12 protein-coding genes are annotated in these 26679 nt (G+C 34.5%); all 12 read left to right on the top strand.

The window, feature by feature from the left end:
• Positions 1-239: 239 nt before the first annotated feature.
• The 12 genes from BUE10_RS20465 to BUE10_RS20410 all read left to right on the top strand — a co-directional run bounded on the left by BUE10_RS20465 (position 240) and on the right by BUE10_RS20410 (position 26434).
• Positions 240-3251 (top strand): SusC/RagA family TonB-linked outer membrane protein, encoded by a 3012-nt coding sequence (locus tag BUE10_RS20465; RefSeq protein ID WP_073488518.1) that lies wholly within the window; start codon positions 240-242, stop codon positions 3249-3251.
• A 19-nt stretch (positions 3252-3270) separates the two neighbouring features.
• Positions 3271-4884: a RagB/SusD family nutrient uptake outer membrane protein gene (locus tag BUE10_RS20460; RefSeq protein ID WP_073488637.1), complete on the top strand. Its 1614-nt coding sequence runs from the start codon at positions 3271-3273 to the stop codon at positions 4882-4884.
• A 325-nt stretch (positions 4885-5209) separates the two neighbouring features.
• Positions 5210-7510, top strand: coding sequence for a GH92 family glycosyl hydrolase (locus tag BUE10_RS20455; protein ID WP_073488516.1), 2301 nt, complete (start codon positions 5210-5212; stop codon positions 7508-7510).
• A 355-nt stretch (positions 7511-7865) separates the two neighbouring features.
• Positions 7866-10139, top strand: coding sequence for a GH92 family glycosyl hydrolase (locus tag BUE10_RS20450; protein WP_073488514.1), 2274 nt, complete (start codon positions 7866-7868; stop codon positions 10137-10139).
• Positions 10140-10153: 14 nt separating this feature from the next.
• Complete coding sequence (locus BUE10_RS20445; protein WP_073488512.1) at positions 10154-10717, top strand: hypothetical protein; 564 nt, start codon at positions 10154-10156, stop codon at positions 10715-10717.
• 105 nt (positions 10718-10822) lie between these two features.
• Complete coding sequence (locus BUE10_RS20440) at positions 10823-12658, top strand: metallophosphoesterase family protein (RefSeq protein WP_073488510.1); 1836 nt, start codon at positions 10823-10825, stop codon at positions 12656-12658.
• A 52-nt stretch (positions 12659-12710) separates the two neighbouring features.
• Complete coding sequence (locus BUE10_RS20435; protein ID WP_073488508.1) at positions 12711-16748, top strand: hybrid sensor histidine kinase/response regulator; 4038 nt, start codon at positions 12711-12713, stop codon at positions 16746-16748.
• A gap of 812 nt (positions 16749-17560) precedes the next feature.
• Positions 17561-18439, top strand: coding sequence for an inositol oxygenase family protein (locus BUE10_RS20430; protein ID WP_073488506.1), 879 nt, complete (start codon positions 17561-17563; stop codon positions 18437-18439).
• A 184-nt stretch (positions 18440-18623) separates the two neighbouring features.
• Positions 18624-21764 (top strand): beta-galactosidase, LacZ type, encoded by a 3141-nt coding sequence (locus BUE10_RS20425; protein ID WP_073488504.1) that lies wholly within the window; start codon positions 18624-18626, stop codon positions 21762-21764.
• 102 nt (positions 21765-21866) lie between these two features.
• Entirely contained in the window at positions 21867-23009 is a 1143-nt protein-coding gene (locus BUE10_RS20420; RefSeq protein WP_073488502.1) for an acyltransferase family protein, read from the top strand.
• A gap of 57 nt (positions 23010-23066) precedes the next feature.
• Positions 23067-24704, top strand: a complete 1638-nt coding sequence (locus BUE10_RS20415; RefSeq protein ID WP_073488500.1) for a sodium/sugar symporter — start codon at positions 23067-23069, stop codon at positions 24702-24704.
• A gap of 200 nt (positions 24705-24904) precedes the next feature.
• Positions 24905-26434: a glycoside hydrolase family 28 protein gene (locus BUE10_RS20410; RefSeq protein WP_073488498.1), complete on the top strand. Its 1530-nt coding sequence runs from the start codon at positions 24905-24907 to the stop codon at positions 26432-26434.
• The last annotated feature ends 245 nt before the right edge of the window (positions 26435-26679 follow it).

The raw sequence follows: 26679 nt of genomic DNA, 5'->3' as shown, positions 1-26679 counted from the left end.
TATAACTTAAACTTTTAACCATTACCTTAAACTATACTGAATATATGAAATGAAATCTTTACGAAATCGATTAATTAATAAGTTTTTAACTATAGAATTTTAGAAAAACAACTTTGTGAAGCCTTGTCGTTATTGACTTTAAAGAAATTATCCATGTTTCTGAATAACATGTCCATTTGTTAACATTTCTTTAGCATTAATTTCGTCAATACTATTTTAACCAATTAACCAAAAAAACAATGGAAAAACTTAAACTTTTATTATTAGCCTTCTTTCTTGGCTTCTCAATTAATACCTGGGCCCAAAAAACAGAAGTGTCCGGTATAATTTTAGATGACAAAGGTATTCCTCTTCCAGCCGCTAATGTGCTTGAAAAAGGTACAACCAATACTGTAACAACAGATTTTGATGGGAAATTTAAACTTTCAGTCTCAAATAAAAATGCTGTACTGATTATTTCTTTTATGGGATTTAATGATTTACCACTAAAATTAGATGGTTCAAAAACAAACTATACCATTAAGTTACAGCCTACGACAACCAACTTAGAACAAGTAGTAGTGGTTGGTTATGGTAAAGGATCTCGTAAAAACCTTACTACTGCAGTAACTTCTGTTAAAGCTGAAGATTTAAACAGAGGAGCAATCAGTGATGTTGGACAGCTTTTGCAGGGTAAAGTTTCTGGTTTGAATATTTCATCAAGCGGCGACCCGACAAAAACAGCTTCTGTGGTTTTGCGTGGAGCTTCAACATTAAATAGTTCTCAAGGACCGTTTTATGTAATAGACGGTATTCCCGGAGTTGATATCTCAGTAATTGCCCCAGATGATATTGCAACTATCGATGTATTAAAAGATGCTGCTGCAACGGCAATCTATGGTAACCGTGCCGCAAATGGAGTTATTATGGTAACGACAAAAAAAGGAAGTAAAGGCAGAACGCAGATTGCATACAATGGTTATGTTGGCTGGGAAGAAGTTTCAAATAATCTGGACATGATGGATGCAGATCAGCTTAGAGCTTTTACAACTAAAAACAATTTGAACTTTACTCCGGAAAATGACAAAGGTGCTAATACAAACTGGCAAAAAGAAATTTTAAGATCAGGATATGCAGCATCAAGCAGCCATAACTTATCGATGAGCGGCGGCGGAGATCATGGAAACTATACAGCAAGTATTACTTCGCTTAATAAAGAAGGTATAATGCTGAAAAGTGATTTTTCCCGTATCATTGCCCGCTTATCTGTGGAACAATTTGCTTTTGATGATAAGGTTAAATTTGGTTTAAACGTTACTAATTCTAGTACAAAATATAAAAATGTACCACAGAGAAATACTGTTCTTTTGCAGGCAGCAAGCTATCTTCCTGTTTCTCCGGTAAGAAATGCTGATGGAAGTTTTTTTGAAAACTTTACCAGTCCGGGATATTTTAATCCAGTGGCTTTAATTGAACATGGTACTGATGAAACTAAAACAGAAAACCTTGTAGGTAACCTTACTGCAGAAGTAAAACTTCCGTTTGGATTTACTTATAATTTGAATTTAGCACACCAAAGATTAACGTCGGCTCATGGAGAATTTTATGACAGTTATTATTCACAATACAACAGTGCCAACTTTTACAACAACCCAGATCCGCCTTTGACAAAAACATTGGTTAATTTTGGTATAAATGGTTCAGCATTGAGAAATTCTTACGAAACCAGAAATAATATTATTGAAAGCTTCCTTACTTGGGATAAATCAATAGGAGAGCATAAAATAAAAGCTGTTGTGGGTTACTCATGGCAGGAAAATACATTAGGAGACGGATTTCAGGCTACAACAACTAACTTTCCGGTAGATAATGTAGGATACAACAACCTTGCTTTAAGTAATTACACTTCGGTTAATGGTTATGTAGTAAATTTTGGAGATAGTAAAGCATACCAAAAAACACGTTTAATATCCTATTTTGGACGTTTAAATTACAATTACAAAGACAGATATCTTTTACAGGGATCACTTAGAAAAGATGGCGGGTCTATGTTTGGAGTAAATAATCGCTGGGGATATTTCCCTTCTGTAGGAGGTGCATGGAGAGTAGACAAAGAAAGTTTTATGCAGAATCAAAACATTTTTAGTGATTTGAAATTCCGCGGAAGCTGGGGGGTAACAGGAAACTCTTCTGGATTTAATGCTTACACAGCTCAGTTTATTTCCGGGAGTTTAGGAACTTTCTACTATAACGGACAGCAAATTGGAGCTTATGGGCCTAACCAGGCGGCTAACCCAGATTTGAAATGGGAAAAAACAGCTACTGCAAATATTGGAGTTGACTTCTCAATCTTAAAAGGAAAAATATCAGGTTCTGTTGATGTGTACAATAAAAAAACAACAGACATGATTTTTAACTATAATGTTAATCCGGTACTTGTACCAGTAGGAACAATTGTAGCAAACGGAGGAACAATGTCTAACAAAGGTATTGAGGTTAGTTTAAGTGCAACTCCGGTTAAAACTGCAAATTTCAGCTGGACAACTAACTTGAATTTGGCGCACAACAAGAATGAGATCGTTAAGTTAACCAGTCCTTTCTTTGTTGGTGGAGATTCTATTCGTCGTGTACAGCCAGACGGAGGCGGACAAACAGGAAGCACATTGCAGATTTTTAAAGAAGGAAAACCTTTAGGACAATTCTTTACATTGAAGTACGCAGGAAAAAATGCTGCCGGAGTTTCGCAATATTATGATAAAAATGGCAATTTGACTACTACACCATTAATTGGAGTAGATTATCATTATGCAGGAAGTGCACAGCCAAAACTATTAGCAGGATGGGCAAATAATTTTCAATATAAAAAATTTGATTTAAGTATTTTCTTCAGAGGAGTTTTTGGTAATAAAATTTTCAATGCAACACGTGCCGATCTATTCAGACCTAGTACTGCAATGACCAATAACATTTTAGTTGATGCAGGAAACGAGTCACCAAATGATTTAAACTCTTATAAATATTCAGATCGTTTTATAGAAGACGGAAGTTATATAAGATTAGACAATATGACTTTAGGCTATAATTTTGGTAAAGTGGGCAGGTATATAAGCAGTGTGCGTATTTACCAAACAGTAAATAACGTATTTGTTATTACAAAGTACAGAGGAATTGATCCGGAAGTTGAACAAGGAGGAACAGCTCCAGGTGTAGATTCAAATAACTTCTATCCAAAAACCAGAACTTATATGTTTGGTTTAAATGTGACCTTCTAAAAATTAAATGCTAAAAATTATGAAAAAGATATTAAAATATTTAGGGCTTCCAGTACTTATGGCTGGACTAATCTGGTCTTGTGATGATCTGGATGTGCCTATTACAACACAATTAACACCCGAAGTTTTTCCCCAAAACTCAACGCAGTACATTCAGACCACAGGACCAGTTTATTCAGCGTTCCGCGGTGAATTTTCATTTGCCTGGTGGTGGTCACAGTCTTTAACTACAGATGAAGCTATTCTACCCGCAAGAGGAGGTAACTGGTTTGATAACAGAAATTATATTGCTATGCATTACCATGACTGGAATGCAGATAATGGTATCATAGGAAGCCTTTGGGACTGGTCGTCTAAAGTTATCGGAACAAGTAATCAGGCCATTTCAATTTTAAACCAGACAATGCCCGAAGGTTCAGATAAAGCAACTTTGATTTCTGAATTAAAAACAATGCGTGCTATTTCTTATTTCATGTTAATGGATAGTTATGGAGATGTACCATTAGATACATTATATGGAGATTTTTCATCTCATGCTAAAACTCCCAGAAAAGACGTTTTCAATTTTATTGAGAAAGAACTAAAAAAAGCAGTTCCTAATTTAAACGCGGCATCTGGAGTTACAACTTATGGAAGACCAAATAAGCAGACTGCTAATGCAATGCTGGCTAAATTGTATTTGAATGCTGAGGTATACACAGGAGTACAACGCTATAACGATTGTATTGCAGCTTGCGATCAGGTAATTAATTCTGGTTTATATAATGTTGAACCAAGAGCAACTTATCTTCAAATGTTTTATCCAAATAACGGACCGCTGATGAAAGAATTCATTTTTGCAGTGCCTTACGATCCGGCAGCAGTTACAGTGGGTTTCAACGGACAAATGTATCACGCACGCTACGATGTGCCTCGTTCTGAAAGAGCTAAGTTTGGACTTCCTTATACGCCAAGCGCACCTAGAAGCACCCTTCCGGAATTTTATGCCTACTTTAATGATGCAAACGATATACGTAACAAACAATGGCTTACAGGCCCACAATACATGAATGATGGTGTTACCCCAGTAACGGTTACAACAACTAAAAAAGGGTACGATCAGTTTTATACAGGATCTGATGGAGGTGCTGCATATACCTATCAGGTAGACTTAACGCCAAACATTGTTCTTCGTCAAAGTGTAACTTTATTTGATCTTGGGAATGATGAGATTGCTTGGAACATGGGATATAGAAATATTAAATTCTACCCGGATGCTACTTCAACAAATCGTAACCAAAAGAACGACGTTCCTTTCTTACGTTACTCAGATGTCCTTTTAATGAAAGCAGAATCGATTCTTCGCGGAGGAGGTGTAACATTAGGGCAAAGTGCAGATGCATTAGTAAATATGGTTCGTTCTAACCGTACAACATCTGCAGCTTTGAGCGGTGTAACTTTAGAAGAACTTTATAAAGAAAGAAGCCGTGAGTTTACTTGGGAAGCATGGCATAGAAACGACATGATACGTTTTGGGAAATATGAAGGACAATGGGGTTACAAAACCGATACAGATGTTCGCCATCGTGTTTTCCCAATCCCAACTAACGCTATGGTTTTAAATCCTGCTTTGACCCAAAATGATGGATATTAAAAATAAGAATTTAATTAAGTACACATTATAATTCAATTTTAATTTTGAAAAGGAGAGGAGAGTAAAAATTCTTCTCCTTTTTTTACTAAAAGAAAACTGGTTTTTTCAATGTTCTTGACAATCAGTTTAGTTTCATTTTTTGAATAAGCACAAAGCTTAATCGAATGCCGTTACAGAAATCAATGAAAGATTAAGCTTTGTAATTTTCTCTCAATATATGTTTTGAGAATACATTAAAACCCAATAATTCTCAGGTAAATCCTGTGCCTTACATTTTTCGATTTAGAAATAAACCAATATTGCCCCAACAATACAAACAGAATAAATGGAACTAAATAAAATCTATAAAATAGGACGCATTGGAGTAAGTTTAGCTCTTATTTTTTTAGTATCATGTAAAACCCAAAGAGCAGTTTCTTTAAAAAAGAAACAAGTATCAGATATGGTTTATCCGCTGCTGGATACAGAAAATTCCAGATGGTTTTATTTTTCATCAGCAAGCCGTCCGTTTGGAATGGTAAACCTAAATCCTGATACCGAAATTAACGGCGATTGGGGAGGCGGTTATAAATATACTACAGATACAGTTAAGGGGTTTAGCCATGTTCACGAGTGGCAGATGTCAGGCGTATCAGTAATGCCTGTAACAGTTTCAGCAGAAAACAAACAAACTATTTTTAAAGACTTTTATTCCAAATTTAGTCATCAAACCGAAATTATAACACCGGGATATCATTCAATAAAATTAGATAGATATCAAATAACGGCAGAATTAACCAGCACACCAAGAGTTGGTTTTCATAAATATACTTTTCCAATAAACTCACAAAAAGCAATTCTCTTTAATCTGAACACTATTTTAGGACCTTGCGAAAATACAAATGGAAAATTAGAAAAAAACAATGATTTTGAGCTTTCCGGATCATTAGTTTTAAGTACCAATTTTAGACGCCCAAAACCATTAACCGTATTTTTTAAAATTAAAACAAATGAGCCTATTACTTCTTTAGAAAGAGATAATGCGACAGGAAATTATTTAATTCATTTTAATAAAACGAAAGAACAAATATTGATGAAAGTTGGAATATCCTACACCTCAATTGAAAATGCCAATAACAATATTGAAACTGAATTGCCACATTGGAATTTTAATAAAACAGTTGCAGATTCCAGAAAAGAATGGAGTGATTTATTGGGAAGAATAAAAATAGAAGGAGGAACAGCAACTGATCAAAGAAGATTTTACACGGATCTCTGGCATGCCCTGCAAGGGAGAAAAATGATCAGTGATGCAAATGGAGCTTATCCTGATAATACAGGCTACAAATTCAGAGTGGGACATTTACCTTTAAATGCTGACGGAAAACCGAAATTCAATCATTATAATTCAGATGCTTTTTGGGGCGCACAATGGACAATAAATAATCTTTGGGGATTAGTATATCCTGAAATTATGGAAGAATTTGTGTACTCTTTAATGCAGTATTATAAAGATGGCGGGATAATTCCGCGTGGCCCTTCGGGCGGAAATGACACTTATGTAATGACAGGAGCCTCAGCAACACCATTTATTGTTAGCGCCATTCAAAAAGGAATTGTAACAGAAGATTTAGAGGAAATTTACATCGCACTCAAAAAAAATCATATGCCGGGCGGTATTATGGAAAAAGCAGGATATGAACATAATACCAATATTGGCGGCGGATTAAAATATTATTTAGAAAAAGGATATGTGCCTTACCCGCTTCCCGATGGTAATTTTGGAAGCCATGAAGACGGTGCAAGCCAGACTTTAGAATATGCGTACCAAGATTGGACTTTGGCGCAATTGGCAAAAAAGCTAAACCATGAAGGAGATTATAATTATTTAATGAAAAGATCAAAAAATTATGAGAATATTTTTGATGAAAAAATAGGCTGGATGTGTCCAAAAAACGTTGAAGGAAAATGGCGTGAAAATTATGATCCGTATCAATATGAAAATGGATTTATAGAGTCGAATGGAGCACAATCAACATGGTTTGTGCCGCACGATATTGAAGGTTTAGCCGTTTTGATGGGAGGAAAAGAAAAAGCTGTTGCAAAATTGAATGCTCAATTTGAAATAGCTAAAAAACAAAAATATACTTCCGGTACATCGCACGATGCAGAATTGCATCCGGAGTTTAGCAGAATTCCCGTAAATTTTGGAAATCAGCCTTCTATGCAGACCTCCAATATTTTTACCGTTTTAGGAAGACCGGATTTAACACAATATTGGACAAGAAACGTAGTAAAAGAAACTTTCAGCGGATTATCTCCTGCAACAGGTTATAACGGAGACGAAGATCAGGGATTAATGGGAAGTTTGAATGTATTGCTTAAATTAGGTTTGTTTCAAATGAATGGAGGAACAGATAAAGATGCCATTTATCAAATAGGAAGTCCTATATTTAATAAAATAACAATAGACTTAAATCCGAAATACTATACAGGAAAAACATTTGTGATAAAAGCAAATAATAACAATCTTGAAAATGTGTATATAAAAGACATCAAATACAACAATAAAACTGTAAAAGATTTTACTCTTTCGCATAAGGAGATTACCAATGGAGGTGAATTAATTTTAGAAATGTCAAATTAAATGCTCGTAATAAGTTTTTTAGCCACAGATTTCAAGAAAGTGGGTTTGTGACTTTGACACCCGAGCGAACGGACGAAGTAAATAGTTACTAACTTAAATTGTCTATAGAGGAACGCGGATTAAACGGATTCGCTATCGCGAAAACACTGATTAAACGGATTTTTCATCTATTATTTTTAAAAATCCGTTTTCATCCGCGTTTTTACTTTTGTAAATCCGTATCATCCGCGTTCCTTTCGCAAAGAGTTTAGATAGAATTTCAAGGATTATAATGATTTTAAAAATAATCCGAATAATTAGTAAAATCTGTGGCTAAAAAAAAGAGTTTTTAATTCTTAAAGAAATAAAATAAGTAATGAAAATATCCAGTAAAAATATACTTTTAGGAATATCATTTTTGTTTACCATAATCATTAATGCCCAGCAAACGGTGCATCAATATGTAGACCCGATGATTGGATCAGAAGGAGTGGGCAGGGTTTTTATCGGGCCATCTTGTCCTTACGGAATGGTAAAACCAAGTCCGGATTGTACTTCTAGCCCAAACAGCGGCTGGCTTCCAATACCAAAAGAAGTCACAGGTTTCAGTCAGGTACATGTAAGCGGAACAGGCGGAGGCCCTAAATACGGAAACATTCAGATAATGCCATTTTCCGGTGCTTTAGATAAACTCGATCAGACTTCTTTCAGAGCCGAAGAAAATGTAAAACTGGGGTATTATGAAACTGTTTTCAAAGAAAATCAAATCAAAACTGAAATAACTACGGGCGAAAAAGTATCTTTTTACCGCATAACTTACCCAAAAAATACATCAAAAGAATTGAAAATTGACCCGGGATTTTTTCTGGGAGAAGAAAAGATTCCTGATGCCAGAGAAGCACAGCAATTTGTAGGTTCGCAGATTGAAATTGTTTCAGATACCGAAGTTAGAGGATATAGCAGAATAAGAGGAGGCTGGAATAACGGACGTGCTTATACTGTTTATTTCTGGGCAGTTTTCGATCAGCCTATTGCAAAATATGTAACCTTTAAAGACGGAAAGTTTTATAACAATCAAAAAGCGCAGTTTGATTCAGGAAAAAAAACAGCAGCTTTACTTTCTTTTGGAAACACAGGAAAAGAAGAACTGAATGTCAAAATCGGAATCTCATTTTTAAGCGAATTAAAAGCAAAAAATAACATCGAAGTTGAAATTCCGCATTGGGATTTTAATACTGTTTTATCCACTTTAGAAAATAAATGGGAAGCGTTATTAAGCCGAATTAAATTATCTGAAGATACTTCAGAAGAATATAAAAAAATGTTCTACACAGGTTTATATCATACCATGATTATGCCTGTTGACCGCACAGGAGAAAATCCGTTATGGACAAGTGATGAGCCGTATTATGACGATTTTTATACGATTTGGGACACTTTTAGAACATCAAGTCCATTAATTACGCTAATAGATTCTAAACGTAAAGTCGATATCATAAACGCCATGTTGAACATTTACAAACGCGAAGGTTATTTACCCGAAGGAAGAAGCGGAAATGACAACGGAAGAACTCAGGGCGGTTCTAACGCTGAGGTTGTTTTGGCAGATGCATTTGTAAAAAACTTAAAAGGAATTGATTACGAACTCGCGCTGCAGGCTATGTTGAAAGACGCCACAGTTCCGCCGGGAGGAAATGAAGAAAAAGAAGGAAGAGGCGGATTGATAGATTACCTGAAATTAGGATACGTTCCTTACGGTACAGACCGCGCAGGAAACAGAACAATCGATTATGCATACAACGACTATAATATTGCAGTTGTAGCCAAAGGATTAGGTAAAACGGATTTATACAATCAATACATCAAACAAGCCGACAGCTGGCAGAATTTATGGCGTTCTGATTATGAAAATAACGGAGCAAAAGGATTTATTATGCCGAAAGATGCAGCTGGGAACTGGCTTGATGATGTTGTTTTTGGAGAATCAAAAATCCAGAAACCTACTTTTAAATATACACCAGTAATTATCGAATCGCCTTGGTATGTCTGCCATTGGTGCGTTTTCTTTTACGAAGGAAATTCATGGGAATATTCATTGAGCATTCCACACGATGTTCCAGAACTGATTCGTAAATCTGGAGGTGAAAAAGCTTTTGAAAACAGATTGAATACTTTCTTTAATTCAGATTTGTATAATGTTGCCAATGAACCTTCGTTTTTAACGCCATGTTTGTATCACTGGATCGGAAAACCCTATTTAAGCAGCGATAGAATCAGAACCATTATCAAAAATAATTTCAATACTTCGAGAGAAGGACTTCCGGGCAACGACGATTCGGGTGCAATGTCTTCTTGGCTGGCTTTTCACATGATGGGACTGTATCCAAATGCCGGACAGCCTTATTATTTGATCAATACACCTTTGATAAAAGAAACGATAATGCAATTAGAAAATGGTAAAAAGTTTAAAATGGCAGCAAAAAAAATGAGTGATAAAAACAAATACATAAAAGCGGCTTTTTTAAATGGGAAACCTTATAACAAAGCATGGATTACACACGATGATATTAATAATGGAGGAGAATTGATTCTTGAAATGGATTCGAAACCTTCGGCATGGGGAACAACAATTTTTCCTCCAAAGAAATAAAAATGATAAACAAGATGAAAAATATAATTTTAGCATTTCTGTTTTTTGCATTTTATCAAACAGGAAGATCTCAGAACTACATTCCGACAATAAAAAATAACACAGAGTTCCATTATATCTGCAAGCTTCATGGACAAACCAGAACCTTACAGCTTACGGCTGAAACAGCTGACAATGCGTTGGCATTCAAATTGGAAACAAGAGGCGTAAAATGCAAAATTGTGATGCTTCCCGAAGCAGTAAAAAACGGAAATACTCTAAGTTTTAATCAAGGAGAATATGCTCCGATTTTAAACTTAAAACCAACAGAAACCTTTTTTATGATTTCACGATCAGCTTATCAGGATTTATTAAAAAACAATTCTTTTGTTTATAACAATACAACTTATGTTCTGGACAAAAACGAAGATAAAAACGGTGTTTCTATTGACGGAAAATTAATCGATGCGCTGCACGTAAGCGCACAGATTGACGAAACCGAAATGTGGATTGTAAAAAATCCTGAGTTTCCTTTAATCTGTAAAATAATAAAGAATCCGTTAGGAATAAATTTTACCTTAGTGAAAGTAGTGGATTAATAAAATAAACGATTATTAATTTTAGATTCTAATGAGACGCAAAGCAGACCTGACTGGTTTTAAAAACCTGTCAGGTCTATATTATATAATATCAAAATAATAAAAATGTCATTCAAAAATATCTTTTGTTCATTGATTCTTCTGGTTCTGGTTTCCTGTAAAACAGAACAGCATTCTCATGAAAAAAAGATTCAAATTGCTTTTATAGCCGATGTTCATTTACAAGATATTTTTGCCAAATTTGAAGACAACAATTACCAGGGAATCAAAAATCCGGTTACGGGTGAATATGCCAATATCAGGACAATGAACTCCCAGCTGCATTCGACCAGAATTTTCAATGAAAATTATTTTGCTTTTTTAGAAGCTTTAAATGATATTGTAAAAAGAGACATTAAACAAGTTGTACTTCCGGGTGATTTTAGTGACGACGGACAACCCGTTCACGTACGCGGATTGAGAAAAATACTCAACGAATATTCCCAAAAATACGGTCTTTCTTTTTTTGTAACGACAGGAAATCATGACGTTGTAAGACCATTTTCGCAAGATGCAGCAAAAACTGATTTTTTAGGCAAAGACGGAAAAGAGCAAATTATCAGCAGTTCAGTAAATAGGTTCAACAAAAGTAAAAGTGAACTGGAACCAGTCATTACAGCCGATATAAAAAACTGGGGTTACAAAGAAATCATTCGTGAAATGAGAGATTTTGGTTTTTTTCCAAAAAAGACCGATTTGTATTGGGAAACACCTTTTTCTAACTACACGTATGAGCATTATAATTTTGAAGAAGCTCAAAAAGAATCTGTTTTAGAAAAAAGAACGTATGCAATTAAAAATACCAATTTGTTTCTGCCAGATGCGAGTTATTTAGTTGAACCAATTAAAGGAATCTGGTTTTTAGCCATAGATGCCAATGCTTATGTTCCGAACGAGAAATTATCAGGAAAACCAGATGATCCGCATGATTTTTCAGGAGCCAATACAGGTTACAATAACGTTCTAATTTATAAAAGCCATCTAATAAACTGGGTCAAAAAAGTTTCCGCGGAAGCGAAACAAAAAGGGAAAATACTGATCGCTTTTAGTCATTATCCGATGGTTGAATTTAATGACAATGCATCGCCGGAATTAAAACAGCTTTTTGGTGCTGACAAAATGCAATTGCAAAGAGTTCCTGATGAAGAAGTAGCGCAGCAATTTGCAGATGCCGGAATTCAGATTCATTTTGGAGGACATATGCATATCAACGATACAGGCATAAGAACTTCCGCTAAAGGAAATACATTGTTTAATATTCAAACACCTTCGCTTGCGGCTTATATGCCGGCGTATAAAATATTGACCATTCATTCTGCCTCTGAACTTGAAGTTGAAACTGTTGTAATTGGTAAAGTCAATAAATTCAATAGCTTATTTCCTTTTTATGAAGAAGAATATGCCCATTTGCAAAATAATAAAAGCAATCATACTTGGAATAAAGAAATCCTAAAAGCCAAAGATTATAAAGAATTTACCACCTGGCATTTAAAAGAATTGGTGCGATTAAGGTTCTTGCCCGAAGATTTTCCAGCCGAATTTTTAAAATCAATTGTAAACCTTTCAGGTAAAGATTTATTAGAAATCAATAAAAATGCATCAGAAATTGATAAAGAGCTGCAATCAAATTCTCTAGCAATTTCCGATTTTGAATCATGGACTGGTTTTGATATGATTTTCGATTTTTATCGCTTAAAAAATGCCGATGAACTGGCGATTTCAGAAATTGGGAACAAGAGATTAAAACAATATGAATTGGTTTGCAGGCAGTTAAAAAAATCAAATGACCCAAAATTGATTTTATGGACACAAATATTTTTGAAAACCATGAATGGCGAGCCTTCCGATCATTTTAAAATTGATTTGAAAAATAACAAAATTGATAATTTATCCGTTAAATAATTTTGATATTTATTAAATCAAAAAGATTAAATTGCATTTATAATTTATTTTCATGAGACAAAAGTCCTTTATATTATTCTTGTTTTTTGCCATTTTTTATCATTCTTATTCACAGAATATAAAATTTGCGCATTACAATGACAATAACGGATTGTCTCATAATTCAGTACGACATATTGTGCAGGATAAAAAAGGTTTCATGTGGTTTGGAACATTTTCAGGATTAAATCGTTTCGACGGTTATCAGTTCAAAAACTACATGAGTTCTACCCCGGGGAAAAATAAATTGTACAATGACGATATTACAGCTTTAGAGCTGGATGAAGAATCAAATCACTTGTGGATTGGCACCCGAAAAGGATTGACACTTTTTAAAATGGATACGCATGTTTTTACTACTTTTTATAATAAAAAAGAAGATCCAAACAGCCTCCCTGACGATGAAGTTAGGGCTGTTTATGTAGATAAATTTAAAAGAGTCTGGGTAGGGACCAAAACAAAAGGAGTGCATCTATTCTTTTTGAAAGAAAACCGATTCGAGAAAATTCAGCTTAAAGGTTTCGATTACGTAAAAGAAATTTTTGAAGACAAAAAAGGAAATATCTGGGTTGGAAGTTATGAGAAATCAGGTGTTGCAAAAATAACGATGGATGCAAAAGGAGCAATTGTACGAATTAACAATTACGCGCTTTCTGTTCCAAATTCAAACATAAAAAATCCATACATCAATTTTATTTACGAAGACGCCAAATCGGATATTTTTGTCGGAACCCGAGAAGGCTTATATAAATTAGACAAAGCCAGCGATCAGTTTGACAATTTGTATATAGAAAACAAACAGGTTAGAGGCGCTTTAGGGCCGTATTTTTTATCAGTTGCCCGCGCTCCCGATGGAAAATATTGGGTGGGGACTTTAGGCGGATTGTTGGTTTGTAATCAATTAGAAGACATTCAAAAAGGAAATTACAAATGGTACTATTCTATTTTATCAGATGATACTTCACTTGTAGATAATTTAATTTCAGCACTTTATTTTGATGCTTCAGGGGTCTTATGGATTGGAACAGAAGACGGATTGGATAAATACGATCCTTATGAAAATCAGTTCACTTTAAACAAAGATATATCACGCTCCATAGGTAATCAGGCGCCGCGTATAAGAGGTTTTGCTAAAACCTATGATGAAAAAGTGATTGTGGCCACCTATCACAACGGACTTTTTATTTCGAATACAAAAGGCTCAACTCCTTTACACAATACAGGAAAAGATATCGCCAGTATTTATTCTGACGATGGAAAGATTTTTTATTGCGGTTTGTGGGATGGTAATATTTTAGTTTACAATTACACCACAAATTCTTCCAGAGAAATACAAGCAGGATTTGAAAAATCTCCCGTTTTTGCTTTTACCAAGATTGGAGACGATGCTATGATTGTTGGTTCTTTTGGAGAAGGAGCAGTAATATTGAATAGCAAAACGTTACAAGTACAGACTTCAAAAGGAAAACTTTTACCAGGTTTTCAGATAAATGCGATAGAAAGGGATGTTAAAAATAATGTTTGGTTTGCTACTGAAACCGGAGTTGTAAAATACAACATCAATTCAGGAAAAATAGAAACCTATTCGTCGCTTTTTATCAAAGAAAAAGGAGTGCCGCATGATGAAAATGTAAGTGATGTTTTAGTAGATGTAAAAGGAAAAATATGGGCTTCAACACGTTTTGGGCTTTGTTTGTTCAATCCCAAAAAGAACGAATTTGAACCTGTAAAAAAACTTAAAGAACTTTCAGGCAAATGGATTACTGATATCTTATCAGATGCAAACGGAAATTTGTGGCTGAATATCAACAACAATAATATTGCCTTCGTTAAATCTAATTTAAAAGACATTAGTATTTATCATGTAAACAGTGGTAACAGATTGGACGTTTTTAGTTCAAGCGGCTTTTTTTATTTTAATAATTCTAATATTTTTCTTGGAGGTAAAAATGGAATTATTTCTTTTTCACCGCCCGAAATGAAAAGAAATAAATGGTCGCCGTTACCTGTTATTTCCGAATTTAAAATTCAGAATGAAGAAGTATTTCCGGAAATGGAAATCAATGGAGAAATTCCGCTTTCAAAAGATTTGAATTATGGAAAAGAAATAGAACTTACATATAAAAACCGTAATTTTTCGATTCAGTTTTCGGCTCCCTCTTTTGCAAATGAAAAACTGAATAAGTTTCAATATATGCTCGAAGGTTTTGATAAACATTGGATTACTGCTAACAGTACATCTAGAATAGTTCAATACACGAACCTTTATCCCGGAAGTTATATATTCAAAATAAGATCAAGCAACAGCGATGGATATTGGAGTAAAACGGTTTCGTACAAAATAAAAATCCTGCCGCCTTTCTGGCTGACGCCAACTTCTTTTTTACTGTTTTTCGCAGTTTTATTTGGCATTTTTTATTTTGTCAGAAAAGAAATAAAAAACCGTATTCGTTTAAAACAAGAACTGCTTACCGAAAAAGTAAACAGGGAACATGATATTAAGTTAAACAATGAAAAATTACGTTTCTTCACGAATATTTCGCATGAATTAAGAACGCCGTTAACGCTGATTTTAGGTCCGGCAAAACAGTTGTTAGATGAAAGCAGCAACGCAACCGATTATGAAAAAAGCAGATACAATCTGATTTATCAAAATGCCAGCAGATTACTGAATCTGGTAAATCAAGTATTAGATTTTAGAAAAGCGCAGTCAGGTGAATTAAAACTGAAAGTGACTAAAACAGATATTCTGGTTTATTCTAAAAATATTTTTGACTCCTTTAAAGAAATGGCTTATAATAAAAAGATTAAGCTCAATTTTATTACTGAAGATGATGAAATAAACGGCTGGCTGGATAATGATAAGTACGATAAAATTCTGTACAATTTATTATCGAATGCTTTAAAGTTTACCAATAAAAATGGAAATGTCGACTTGTATATCAGGCTGAAAGATACGGTTGAAGATATTTTAGTGATCGAAGTAACTGATGATGGAATTGGGATTCCGTTAAAAAGTCAGGAGAAAATTTTCAAACGATTTTATCAGGCAACAAACAGTAAGGACAATAATACCGGATCGGGTATTGGTTTGTCATTGGTAAAATCTTTAGTAGCCATTCACAAAGGAATTATTTCGGTAGAAAGTACACAAGGAAAAGGGAGTACTTTTAGAGTTGAAATTCCAATTGATCGTGATTCTTATGAGCATAAAGAGGTGTTTGAATACGCCCTTAAAAATGATAATCTAAGTATGCTGATTCCAGAAAAAGCAGCTAAGAAAATCATTCAAAATACCGATTTAAAAGAAAAAATATTGGTAATTGAAGATAACAGTGAACTTAGAAAATATCTGGTTGATTATTTGTCTGATTATTACAAAGTTTATGACGCAGAAAATGGATTAGAAGGTTTAAAAATCTGCCGACAAGTTAAACCAATTTTGTGCGTTACCGATGTCATGATGCCTGTTATGGATGGATTAGAATTTGTTCGGGAACTTAAAAATGATGAATTCATCAGTCATATTCCGGTGGTGATGCTTACTGCACTTTCTGAAAATATGGATAAAGTAAAAGGTTACGATATGGGAGCCGATGGTTATTTGGTGAAACCTTTTGAGCCTTTATTGCTTAAAACGGTTATTGAAAATATGATCAAATCAAGATTAGAGCTCAAACAAAAATTCTCCGGCGAAGTTGAAGGTAAAATAAGTATGCTGACACATTCTCCAATTGATGAAGAATTTATGGAAAAAGTAACGAATCTAATCAATGATAATTTAAGTGAAGTAGATCTTTCTACAGAATTTTTATGCGATAAATTGGGCGTGAGCTCTTCTAAATTATATCGAAAAATTAAGGAATTGACCGATTTGGCGCCAAATGAATTTATTAGAACTATTCGTTTAAAAAAATCAGCCGAACTGCTCAAAACTAAAAAATATAATGTTTCTGAAGTCACCAATCTTGTAGGCTTTAATGATCCTTTATATTTCAGCCGATGTTTTAAAAAACAGTTTGGTTTCCCGCCGAGTAAGCTTATTAATTAATTTTTATCGCCACAGATTACACAGATTAAAAAGGATTTTTTTCGCTGCGAATTGCACGAATTTCCATAAATTATTTTGAGAATATTTTGAAGAATATAGCCCGTGGTTTTAACCACGGGAACGTAATACATATCTGTAATTTAATTTTTCTCGTGATGTCCCGTGGGCTATATTGAAATGATATGTTCAAGCATGAAATAAAATCATAATAATCCCTTTAATCTGCGGCAAAAAATATATAGTCACAGATTACACAGATTAAAAAAGATTTTTTCTTTTGCCACTAATTACACGAATTTCCACAAATTATTTTGGTAAATATTTTGAAGAATATAGCCCGTGGTTTCAACCACGGGAACGTAATGCATATCGACAATGCATATCTGCAATCTAATTTTCCTCGTGATGTCTCCCGTGGTTTCAACCACGGGCTATATTGAAATGCTATGTTCAAGCATGAAATAAAATCGTAATAATCCCTTTAATCTGCGGCAAAAAATATATAGCCACAGATTACACAGATTAAAAAGGATTTTTTCTTTTGCTACTAATTGCACGAATTATTTTGATAAATATTTTGAAGAATATAGCCCGTGGTTTCAACCACGGGAACGTAATGGATATCGACAATGCTTATCTGCAATCTAATTTTTCTCGAAATGACAAAGCTGAGCCTTTTGTGGTTTTTTAAATCAATTCATATGTAAAAATCCTTCAATAATCAAAATCATCCATGTTTTTGATGTATTAATCCATTTTGAACGGTATAGGTAATTCTATTTTTGTCTTATAACTTATAACTTTTTAGCATTATGAAAAAGCATATAGACACAGACAATCCGTTGAATAATTTAGATGAATGGGAAGATGATTTGTTATTGCGATATCCCGATCCTTCTGAAAGTACACCGGAAAAAACAAAAGAAGAATTCAGGAATTATGTCGATTCGGAAAGAGTAGAAACGGTTAAGGAATTTTACAGAATAAACCATACATATCAAACTTATGATTTTGTGTGCAGCAAAGAACAGGAGTTTTTACAATTCAATAAAAAGGAAATGTCAATTTGGGAGGCTGTTGATTTTTTAAACACACTTGTAGACGACAGCGACCCAGATATTGACTTAGACCAAACACAGCACCTTTTACAAACTTCTGAAGCTATTAGAGCAGACGGTCACCCAGATTGGTTTGTCCTTACGGGTTTTATTCATGATTTGGGTAAAATTTTATGTTTGTTCGGAGAACCGCAGTGGGCAGTTGTCGGCGATACATTTCCAGTTGGATGTGCCTATTCAGATAAGATTGTTTACCCAGAGTTTTTCAAAGAAAATCCAGATTATACAGACGAAAGATTCAATACAAAATTTGGTGTTTACACAGAAAACTGCGGACTGGATAATGTAAAAATGAGCTGGGGACATGACGAATATCTGTATCAGATTATGAAAGATTATCTTCCGGATCCGGCTTTATACATGATTCGTTATCATTCATTCTATTCGCAGCATAAAGAAAATGCGTATTCCCATTTAATGAATGAAAAAGATATCGAAATGTTTGACTGGGTAAGAAAGTTCAATCCGTACGATTTATATACCAAAGCTCCCGTTAAGCCAGATGTAAAAGCATTGCTTCCTTATTATAAAGAATTAGTGGCTAAATATTTACCTGAGAAGTTGAAGTTTTAAAAAGTTTATATAAACACATAGGAACATAGATTTTCTTTTGAACATAAAAAAGATTTATTAAAAGAAACTAGTTTCTCATACATAGCTATGTGTTTTTGTAATAAGTGAAACGTCTTTTGAGACAAAGAAAAACTATGTTTCTATGTGTTAGAAAAATAATTGCCAGCTATCTAAAACCAAAATAATGCATAAAACCAAAACCAAAATACTTTTATTATGCCTGCTGATACTTGGCGGAACTGCTGTTTCGGCTCAGGAAAAAGAGCGTAACGATTGGGAAAATCCTCTTGTATTTCAAATTAACAGAGAGCCGGCCCGCGCGGCTTTTCTTCCTTATGCAGATGAAACTTCGGCTATAAGTGATAAATATGAAAACTCGCCTTGGTATTTTTCTCTAAACGGTAAATGGAAATTTTCCTGGTCGCCAACACCAGATCAGCGCCCAAAGGATTTTTATAAAACGGATTTTAGTACTTTAAACTGGAAGGAACTTCAGGTGCCATCCAATTGGGAACTGAATGGTTACGGTATACCAATTTATACCAATATTACCTATCCTTTCGAAAGAAATCCGCCTTTTATCAATCATTGGGATAATCCTGTAGGCTCTTATAAAAAAGATTTTGTACTTCCTGAAAACTGGAAAAACCGACATGTTTTTCTTCATTTTGAAGCAGGAACATCTGCTATGTATATTTGGGTAAATGGTGAAAAAGCAGGCTATACCGAAAACACCAAAAGTCCTGCAGAATTTGATATTTCTAAATATTTAAAACCCGGAAAAAATGATTTGGCAATAGAAGTATACAGATGGAGCGATGGTTCTTATTTGGAAGATCAGGATTTCTGGAGACTTTCCGGAATCGACAGAAATGTGTATTTGTACAGTACAGATAATGTTCGTATTTCAGATTTTTTTGCCAAACCAGATTTAGATGCGAAATACAAAAACGGAAGTTTAAATGTAGAAGTAAGTTTAAAAAACCTGACTTCAACGGCTGTTAACAATCAAAAACTGGTTGCAAAACTGGTAGATGCTTCAGGAAAAAATGTATTTAGCAAAGAGATCAACGTCAATTTTGAAGTGTCTAAAATTCAGACAATCAATTTTATTCAGAATGTATCCAAACCGAAATTATGGAGCAGTGAAACGCCAAATTTATACACATTGCTTTTGACTTTAAAAAATGAAAAAGGCGATATAGTAGAAACTGTTTCGACACAAATCGGCTTCAGAAAAGTAGAGTTAAAAGGCGGACAATTATTGGTAAACGGAGTTCGACTGATGGTTCGCGGCGTAAATATTCATGAACATAATCCGGTAACCGGACATTATCAGGATGAAGCTACGATGATGAAAGACATCAGGATGATGAAGCAGATGAACATTAATTCAGTACGCTGCAGTCATTATCCGAACAATATTTTGTGGGTAAAAATGTGTAACAAATATGGTTTGTTTTTGGTCGACGAAGCCAATATCGAAAGCCATGGAATGGGAGTAGAAGGACAGCCTCTAATTTGGATGAATCCAAAAACTAATCCGGGTTATCTTCCAGAATGGAGAGAAGCACATCTGGACAGAATTTATAGTCTTGTTGAAAGAGATAAAAATATGCCGTCTGTAATTCTTTGGTCATTAGGTAATGAAAGTGCCAATGGACCTGTTTTTCATGAAGCTTACAAATGGGTTAAAAAAAGAGATAATACAAGATTGGTTCAGTTTGAGCAGGCAAAAGAAAACGAAAACACAGATATTGTGTGCCCGATGTATCCAACAATTGCCTATATGAAAGAATACGCGGCGCGGAAAGAAGTAACCCGCCCATATATCATGTGTGAGTATTCGCATGCAATGGGAAACAGCAATGGTAATTTTCAGGAATATTGGGATATCATTCGAAGCAGTAAAAATATGCAGGGCGGTTTTATCTGGGACTGGGTAGATCAGGGATTTGAGAGAGAAGATGAAAACGGTAGAAAATACTGGGCTTACGGAGGTGATATGGGGAGCCAGAATTATACAAATGATGAAAATGACTGTAATAATGGGTTGGTTATGCCGGATAGAACACCAAATCCCGGTGCGTTTGAGGTGAAAAAAGTTTATCAGGATATTTTATTTAATGCTGTTGATATCAAAAATGGAGTAATTGAAATTATAAACGATTTTGGATTTACAAACCTGAATAAATACAACTTCAAATATCAGGTTTTAGAAAACGGAAAAGTAATTAAAGAAGGAACAATTAATGTTGCTTTAGATCCGAAAACAAAAAAACAGTTTAAGCTTGACTTACCAAAATTACAGTCAAAAGAAGGAACAGAATATTTATTGAATGTTTCTGCTTACACAAAAACAGGGTCAGAATTACTGCCGCAAAATTTTGAAATTGCCAAAGAACAGTTTGTAATCGAAGACTCCAACTATTTTGCAAAATCAGAAAAAGTAAATAGTGCCAAAATTCAGGATGAAAAAGAGCAGTTTGTTTTGACCTCAGATAATGTTATTGTGAAAATTAGTAAGTCAACAGGATTGATTTCATATTACAGTTTAAAAGGCGAAGAATATTTTAAACAATATCCTGAACCAAATTTCTGGAGAGCACCGACCGATAATGATTTGGGAAATAAAATGGAGATTAGAGCGAATGTATGGAGAACAGCGGGTAAAAATACGTCGTTAGAAAGCATTCAGCAGACCGAAGAAAACGGGCAGCAATACATCGTTGCAAAATTGAAACTGAATGATGTTGCTTCTGATTATACAATCAAATATGCATTAAGAAATAATGGTGCTTTAGAAATACAAGCGTCTTACAAAAAAGGCAGTAATCCAGTGCCGGAATTACCACGTTTCGGAATGATTTTTACCTTAAAAAACACGTTGGAAAATCTGGATTATTACGGAAGAGGGCCTTTAGAAAATTATCCGGACAGAAAAACAGCTGCATTCAAAGGAATTTATTACAGTAAAGTTGCAGACCAATATGTGCCTTATATACGCCCACAGGAAAATGGATACAAAACAGATATACGCTGGTTTAAATTGTCAGGCAATAAAGGAAATGGCTTGGAAATAAAAGGTCTGCAGCCTTTAGGCATGAGTACTTTGAATAATTATCCGAGTGATTTTGACGCAGGACTTTCTAAAAAGAATATTCATTCCAGTGATATCACTCCAAGAAATGAAATAGTAGTTTGTGTTGATTTAACGCAGCGCGGATTAGGAGGCGACAACAGCTGGGGATTACCACCACACGAACAATATGTATTGACACAAAGTGAATACAGCTACGGATTTGTTATTAAACCAATAGAATAAGTTTTCAGTCGCAGTATTCAGTCACAGTTTACACTGAATACTGCGACTGAATACTGCGACTGAAAACCGAACACTATCAACTGACCACTGAATACTTAAAAAATGAGTAATACTACAAATGGAAGATTAATTTCTTTAGATGCCTTGCGTGGGTTTGTTATGTTTTGGATTATGAGCGGAGAACATATCATTCATGCTCTGGCAAAAGCTGCCCCAATTCCTGTTTTTATCTGGATGTCATCACAATTGCATCATGCAGAATGGAATGGGATTACATTTTATGATATGATTTTTCCTGTGTTTCTGTTTGTTGCAGGAGTTTCAATGCCATATTCTTTTGAAAAGAAAATGCAGCTGGCAGGAGTAAAAACTCCCAAAGATTTACCTACTAACGAAAAGCGTAAAATATACTTATCAATGCTTAAAAGAACCTGTATTTTACTGGTTTTAGGATTTGTAGTAAATGGATTATTGCGATTTGACGGTTTCGATCATACACGTTTTGCAAGTGTTTTAGGTAGAATTGGACTCGCTTGGTTTTTTGCCGGAATCATCTATTTGAATTTTGATTTTAAAAAACAGTTAATCTGGTTTTTCGGTATTTTGATTGGCTATTATGCCGCAATGAAATGGATTCCCGTACCTGATTTTGGCGCCGGAGTTTTAACAAAAGAAGGATCATTAGAAGGATATATTGACCGCCTGCTTTTACCGGGCAGACTGCATAGTACCGTTTATGATCCCGAAGGAATATTTTCTACAATACCTGCAATTGCTACGGCTTTGTTAGGGGTTTTTACAGGAACATTTTTAAAAGCAAAATGTCCTTATTCGGTAAAAGTAAAATTGCTTTTAATGGCCCTTACCGCAGTGGTCTTGATTATTGCAGGATTACTTTGGGATATTAATTTTCCAATCAATAAACACTTATGGACGAGTTCGTTTGTGTTTTTTGTAGGCGGATTTAGCATTTTGTTCTTTGTCTTTTTTTATTTGATAATTGATTTGTTTGGATTTCATAAATGGGCATTTCCATTAATATTAATCGGTTCAAATTCTATTTTAATTTATATCGCTGCCGAAGGTTTAGTAGATTTTAAACATACGGCAGATTATGTTTTTGGCGGACTTATCAATTTTCTGCCGCTCATTTGGCAGCCCGTATTTGCCACTTTATCTGTAACAGTTGTACAGCTTATTTTACTTTACTTTCTATATAAAAGAAAATGGTTTCTAAAAATTTGATACAGATCAAATCTTAAAATACATTTTACTAACTAACCACACAATAACCACACCATTATGAATGTATTACAAACCGCAGATTACATAGTTTTCTTTATTTACTTTGTCATAGTCACGGCCTATGGCATGTATATTTACAGAAGCAAGAAAACTGCAGCGACCAGTTCCAACGAATATTTTTTGGCTGAAGGATCACTTACCTGGTGGGCAATTGGGGCGTCCCTGATCGCTTCTAATATTTCAGCAGAACATTTTATCGGTATGAGTGGTTCGGGTTTCGCTATCGGACTTGCAATTGCTTCTTACGAATGGATGTCTGCTGCGACATTAATTATCGTGGCCATGTTCATTTTACCAATTTATCTTAAAAACAAAATATTTACCATGCCGCAGTTTCTAGCCAAAAGATACAGCGGAACAGTAAGTACTATTATGGCTATTATTTGGCTCTTAATCTACGTATTTGTAAATCTTACTTCTATAATTTACTTAGGAGCTTTGGCCATTTCTTCAATTGCTCCGGTTAGTTTTCAGTTTTGTGTTATTGCGCTAAGTTTATTCTCCGTGATTGTTACTTTAGGAGGAATGAAAGTAATTGGATACACTGATATGTTTCAGGTTATAGTTTTAATTCTTGGAGGATTGGTAACAACCTATTTGGCATTGACTTTATTATCAGATCAGTTTGGTTTTGGAAAAGACATTCTAAAAGGATTGGCTATTATTGCTGATGAAGCACCGGGACATTTACACATGATATTAGACAAATCAAATCCGCATTATAATGAACTGCCGGGAATGTCTGTTTTGATCGGCGGTATGTTAATCAATAATCTGGCTTATTGGGGATGTAACCAATATATTGTTCAAAGAGCTTTAGGGGCCGATTTAAAAACTGCCCGTAAAGGAATTTTATTTGCCGCTTTTCTAAAATTATTAGTTCCCATTATTGCCGTTTTACCGGGTATCGCCATGTTTGTAATGCATTCAAATGGAATGTTTCAGCAGGAAATGGTTGATGCCGCAGGAGTTTTAAAACCAGATCAGGCATATCCAACTTTAATGAATTTACTTCCTGCGGGATTAAAAGGTGTAGCTCTGGCGGCTTTGACAGCGGCAATCGTAGCTTCTTTGGCTGGAAAAGCCAATAGTATTTCGACTATTTTTTCATTAGATATTTATAAAAAATATTTCAATTCTCAGGCATCAGAAAAAAAACTGGTCCGTACAGGAAGATGGTGCGTTGTAGTTTGTATGATTATTGCAGCTTTTGTAGCTCCTGCATTAAAATCATTAGATCAGGCCTATCAATTTATACAAGAATATGTAGGTTTCTTTTCTCCGGGCGTTTTAGCGATTTTCTTATTGGGAATGTTCTGGAAAAAAACAACTCCGGCAGCCGGACTTGCGGGCGCATTGTTAACAGTACCGCTCGCGGCTATATTGAAATTCCTGCCAATGTGGACAGATGGCGCTTTTCCTGATTATCCTTTCTTAGACAGAATGACTATTGTTTTCTTTTTAATTGTGTTTATAATGGTTGGCATTAGTCTGGCAAAACCACTTTCAGAGCAAGAGACTGAAATCCATGCAATAGAAGTCGATAATTCTATGTTTAAAGTCTCTTCAGAGTTTATTGTTGGTTCATTTATTATTTGCGGAATATTAGTGGCTTTATATACTGTTTTTTGGTAATTTTTAAGATTAGAAATTGCCGCAAAGGCTCGAAGACGCAAAGTTTTTTTCACGCAGATTTAAAAAGATTTAAGCAGATTCTGCAGATATTTTTATAAAGAAATCTAATTTAATCTGCCAAAATCTGCAACATCTGCGTGAAATAAAACTTTGTAAAGTTCTCGATAGTTAAAATTAAGGATCAAAATAAAAAAAGTAAAATGAAAAGAAATTTTATAATCGCACTGTTTGTTTTTTGTGTTTCCTTAACCGTTTCGGCACAAAAGGTATTTGATATTAAAAAATATGGCGCCATAGGAGATGGCAAAACTTTAAATACAAAAGCCATTCAAAAAGCAATTGACGCAGCAAATAAAAGCAAAGGTGGAAGAGTTGTTTTTTCTAAAGGTAAATTTCTATCCGGAAGTATCGTTTTAAAAACCGGAGTTGAATTGTTTTTTGAAGAAGGAGCCATTTTGTTAGGAAGTACCAATCCTGATGATTATCCGAAATATGAAGGAATAAGAGCTTTGATTATAGCTAATAAATCAAAAAATATTGCAGTAAACGGAAAAGGAATTATAGACGGACAAGGAAGAGAATTGGCTTTAGCAATTGATTCTCTGCATCATACAGGAGTTCTAATTGATCCCAAATACAATTATAGAAGAATGCGTCCTGAAGACCATAGAGGAAAGCTGATTTCGTTTGTAAAATGTGATTCTATAACGATGATCAATATTACATTAAAAAACAGTCCGGGTTGGGTACAATGTTTTACAGATTGTAAAAATATTGTAATTGATTCTATGAAAGTCAATAGTACCGCTTATTGGAATAATGACGGAATTGACGTTGACGGCTGCGAAAATGTTAGAATTACCAATTGTAATGTAAACGCTGCTGATGACGGAATCTGTCTAAAATCAGAATCGCCGGGATTGCAAAATAATAACATTTACATCGGAAATTGTACCATTAGATCGAGTGCCAATGCAGTAAAATTTGGTACAGGTTCTTACGGCAGTTTTAAAAACGTTACGGTTGAAAACATTAAGGTTTATGATACTTTCAGATCGGCAATTGCGATTGAATCTGTAGATGGCGCTGAAATTGAGAATATTAAAGTTTCTAATATTACGGCTGTAAATACAGGAAATGCAATATTGATTCGTTTAGGCCACAGAAATGGAGACAAACCGGGATATATCAAAAATGTATCAATTAAAAACCTAAAAGCACAGATTCCTTTTGGCCGTCCAGATATTGATTATGATATACGCGGACCAGAAGTTGATTATTTCCATAATCCGTTTCCCGCTTCGATTGCAGGAATTCCGGGGCATTTGATAGAAAATGTGACTTTAGAAAATATTGAAATTACGTATCCGGGAAGAGCTTCAAAAGGAATGGCGTATCATCCTTTAAGCAGATTGAAAGATGTAAAAGAAAATATAAACGGTTACCCTGAATTTACCATGTTTGGAGAATTACCTTCTTGGGGATTTTATGTGCGTCACGTAAACGGAATCGAAATGGAGAATGTAAAACTGATTTTAGAGAAAGAAGATTTTCGTCCCGCCTTTGTTTTTGATGATGTAAAAAATCTTGCGATGAAAACTATTGATATTCCTTCGGATAAAATCAATCAGATTGTTTTTAAAGATGTTTCGTCGAGTAATTTAGACAGCGAATCATTAAAAAGAAAAATAGAACCAGAACAAAATAAATTTGAATTGCCTGCGCATTGAAATTTTGCCACAAAGGTGCGAAGACGCAAAGTTTTTTTGCCTGAGATTGTAAATTTTTTGTTTCACGCAGATTTAAAAAGATTTAAGCAGATTCCGCAGATATTTTTATAAAGAAATCTAATTAAATCTGCCAAAATCTGCAACATCTGCGTGAAACAAAAAAAATTATGGCTCTCTTCCCGATAGTTATCGGGATTGCGAGATAAAAAAATAAACCAGAAACTTTGTGAAGGCTGTCTTAAACA

The organism is Flavobacterium sp. CF108 (assembly GCF_900129795.1).
Taxonomy (GTDB): domain Bacteria; phylum Bacteroidota; class Bacteroidia; order Flavobacteriales; family Flavobacteriaceae; genus Flavobacterium.
The sequence above is the reverse complement of the archived record's forward strand: the minus strand, read 5'-3'. Positions and strand labels throughout refer to the sequence as shown.

Excerpts from the sequence above, each read along its gene's own strand:
- BUE10_RS20465 (WP_073488518.1), top strand. The coding sequence starts at position 240 with ATGGAAAAACTTAAACTTTTATTATTAGCCTTCTTTCTTGGCTTCTCA.
- BUE10_RS20460 (WP_073488637.1), top strand. The coding sequence starts at position 3,271 with ATGAAAAAGATATTAAAATATTTAGGGCTTCCAGTACTTATGGCTGGA.
- BUE10_RS20455 (WP_073488516.1), top strand. The coding sequence starts at position 5,210 with ATGGAACTAAATAAAATCTATAAAATAGGACGCATTGGAGTAAGTTTA.
- BUE10_RS20450 (WP_073488514.1), top strand. The coding sequence starts at position 7,866 with ATGAAAATATCCAGTAAAAATATACTTTTAGGAATATCATTTTTGTTT.
- BUE10_RS20445 (WP_073488512.1), top strand. The coding sequence starts at position 10,154 with ATGAAAAATATAATTTTAGCATTTCTGTTTTTTGCATTTTATCAAACA.
- BUE10_RS20440 (WP_073488510.1), top strand. The coding sequence starts at position 10,823 with ATGTCATTCAAAAATATCTTTTGTTCATTGATTCTTCTGGTTCTGGTT.
- BUE10_RS20435 (WP_073488508.1), top strand. The coding sequence starts at position 12,711 with ATGAGACAAAAGTCCTTTATATTATTCTTGTTTTTTGCCATTTTTTAT.
- BUE10_RS20430 (WP_073488506.1), top strand. The coding sequence starts at position 17,561 with ATGAAAAAGCATATAGACACAGACAATCCGTTGAATAATTTAGATGAA.
- BUE10_RS20425 (WP_073488504.1), top strand. The coding sequence starts at position 18,624 with ATGCATAAAACCAAAACCAAAATACTTTTATTATGCCTGCTGATACTT.
- BUE10_RS20420 (WP_073488502.1), top strand. The coding sequence starts at position 21,867 with ATGAGTAATACTACAAATGGAAGATTAATTTCTTTAGATGCCTTGCGT.
- BUE10_RS20415 (WP_073488500.1), top strand. The coding sequence starts at position 23,067 with ATGAATGTATTACAAACCGCAGATTACATAGTTTTCTTTATTTACTTT.
- BUE10_RS20410 (WP_073488498.1), top strand. The coding sequence starts at position 24,905 with ATGAAAAGAAATTTTATAATCGCACTGTTTGTTTTTTGTGTTTCCTTA.